Source organism: Fusicatenibacter faecihominis (assembly GCF_020686945.1).
GTDB lineage: Bacteria > Bacillota > Clostridia > Lachnospirales > Lachnospiraceae > Limivivens > Limivivens faecihominis.
This window is the reverse complement of sequence record NZ_JAJEPR010000082.1, coordinates 1-2,712: the sequence shown is the minus strand read 5'-3', so window position 1 is coordinate 2,712 and position 2,712 is coordinate 1. Positions and strand designations below refer to the sequence as shown.

Genomic DNA, 2,712 nt, shown 5'->3' with positions numbered 1-2,712 from the left:
TCAGCAAAACTGGAAAGTAACAGCATTTCTAACCAGAAAGCTTTGATTCTGGATTTCCTGAAAGACAAAAAAGATATAGAAGTTGTTTCAGTCCGAGTTGATGATGGCTACTCAGGCTCTAATTTTGAGCGCCCAGCATTCCAGGCAATGCTGGAAGATATCCGGCGTGGGATTGTAGACTGCGTAGTGGTAAAAGATTTATCACGATTTGGAAGGGAATATATTGATTCTGGGAAGTATATCGAGAGATTATTCCCGGCTCTTGGTGTGCGTTTTATTGCCATCAATGACAATTATGACAGTCTCAAGGGAAAGAATCAGGCAGACGAAATTATTATCCCATTTAAGAATTTAATCAATGATGCTTATTGCCGTGACATTTCTATTAAGATCAGGAGTAATCTTGAGATTAAGAGGAAAAAAGGCGAATGCGTGACTCCGTTTGTAGCTTTTGGATACAGGAAGGCAAAGACAGATAAGCATAAATTAGAGATTGATCCATCTGCAGGCAGTGTAGTACAGGATATTTTTAAGATGAAGCTGCAGGGAATGAGTCAGGATGCGATTGCTAATCGTTTAAATGAACTGGGTATTCTTTCCCCATTTGAGTATAAAATCAGCAGTGGCAGTCATTATGAAACAGGCTTTCGGCAGAAAGAACAGGCACTTTGGAGTTCCGTTACCGTCCGCAGGATACTGGAAAACGAGGTTTATATCGGAAACCTTGTGCAGGGAAAAAGGACGACACCGAACCATAAAGTGAAGCAGACTTATGTGAAACCGGAAGATGACTGGATCCGGATTGAGAAAAATCATGAGCCATTGGTGAGTGACCGTGATTTTGAAATTGTTCAGAGACTTCTGGGCATGGATACACGTACTTCGCCTGACCAAAAGCAAGTATATCTGTTATCCGGAATTGCTGTATGTGCGGATTGTGGTGCACCTATGACAAGAAAGGTTTCTACTGTGGCAGGGAAAAAATATGCTTATTATCTATGTTCCGCAAATAAAGAAACAAAACGCTGTTCTAGTCATAGAATACCGGAAAAGGATCTGGAAGATGCCGTACTGGTGATGCTGAAACAGCATATCCAGAATATCCTGCACCTGAAAAGAGTCCTGGAATTTGTTGGTACTGTGCCATTTCAGGAGATCAATATGAAGAAGCTGCAGGACAGGCTGGAGAAGAAAAAACAGGAGACAGAACGTTGTAAGGAGTTACGGATGATGCTCTATTCGGATATGAAAGAGGGCATTGTATCAAAAGAAGACTATGTAGAGCTTCATGCAGCCTATGGAAAGAGGCTTAGAAATGCGGAAGAGAGTATCCGTGCAATCCAGAAAGAAATGGATAGTGAGCTGGAAAAAGCAGACAATGCCAATACCTGGCTGGATTATTTTGTGAAATATCAGGATATTGAAGAACTGTCCCGCACAGTGGTGGTAGAACTGATCAGGAAAATCAGAGTATATGATAAAAAGAATATAGAGATCACTTTTGATTTTGATGATTGTTATCAGACATTGCTGAATCAATTACCGGCTATGGGAGTTGATACGGTAATAGATGATGATAATAATCTGCAGGTCAAGGTAAAGGAGGTTGTATAAAATGGCACGAAAGAGTAGGAAAAACATTCCGGAAGTAGTCGGCAGTGCAACCGTCCAGACAGAGGTGAGAAGACCATTCCGGGCAGGATTGTATGCCAGAATTTCAATGGAAACAGAAGAAACATTAGAAAGAGGGACGATAGAAACCCAGGTGGAATTGATGAAAAACTTTGTAGCAGATACGGAAGATATTTCGGTTGCGGAAGTTTATAAGGACTCAGACTATTCAGGTACAAATTTTGACCGTCCTGGATTCGTACAGATGATGGAAGATATCAAGCATGGAAAAATCAATTGTGTTATTGTAAAAGATTTGTCCAGACTTGGAAGAAATTATGTCGAAACCAGCAACTATATTGAACGAGTATTTCCGTTTTTTCATGTAAGATTCCTGGCTGTGACAGATGATTTCGATTCCTTCAGAGAGGGTGTGGATCTTACAGTTCCACTGAAGAATATTATCAATGAGTTCTATTCGAAAGACCTTGCCAAAAAGAGCAGCAGCGCAAAAAAAGCTCTTTGGAAAAAAGGAAAATTTACAAGTGCCTGGGAACCGTATGGTTACAGAAAGTCAGAAGAAGACCATCATCAGCTGATCGTTGATGAAGAAGCTGCAGAACATTTGAAAAGTATATTTTCTATGTATATGGATGGCAGGAACTATAGTGATATTGCAAGACAGCTCAATAAAGATGGAGTTTTATCGCCGACTTTACAGAGAAAATTCTATAAAACCGGTGAAAAGCCGCTTCCGGAGTCAAAACCCTGGAACAATTATGAAGTGAAACGAGTTCTTCAGGATGTTCATTGCACAGGTGATTCTGTATTTGGAAAATATCAGCAAAGTGTTTTCCAGGGAAATAAACAGAGAAATCGACCAGAGAGTGAATGGGTGCATGTGGAGAATACGCATGAAGGGATTATAGATAGAGAGTTGTTTCAACAGGTACAATCTAAAATCCAGGAATATACGGAAGCTTATAAGAAGAAACATCAGCAGAACAATGGAGCTATTAGAAACCATAATTTCTATACAGGAAAGATATGGTGCGGAGGCTGTGGCAACCGCATGACGTTGTCCAGAGAAAGAAATGGCAC

The 2,712-nt window shown here is 40.4% G+C and carries 2 protein-coding genes; both read left to right on the top strand.

The window, feature by feature from the left end; all coding sequences use genetic code 11:
* Positions 1 to 1,614, top strand: a 1,614-nt coding sequence (locus tag LKD71_RS17850; protein WP_227616409.1) for a recombinase family protein, incomplete at its 5' end; no start/stop codon positions are given.
* A gap of 1 nt (position 1,615) precedes the next feature.
* Positions 1,616 to 2,712, top strand: a 1,097-nt coding sequence (locus tag LKD71_RS17845) for a recombinase family protein (protein ID WP_227616408.1), incomplete at its 3' end; no start/stop codon positions are given.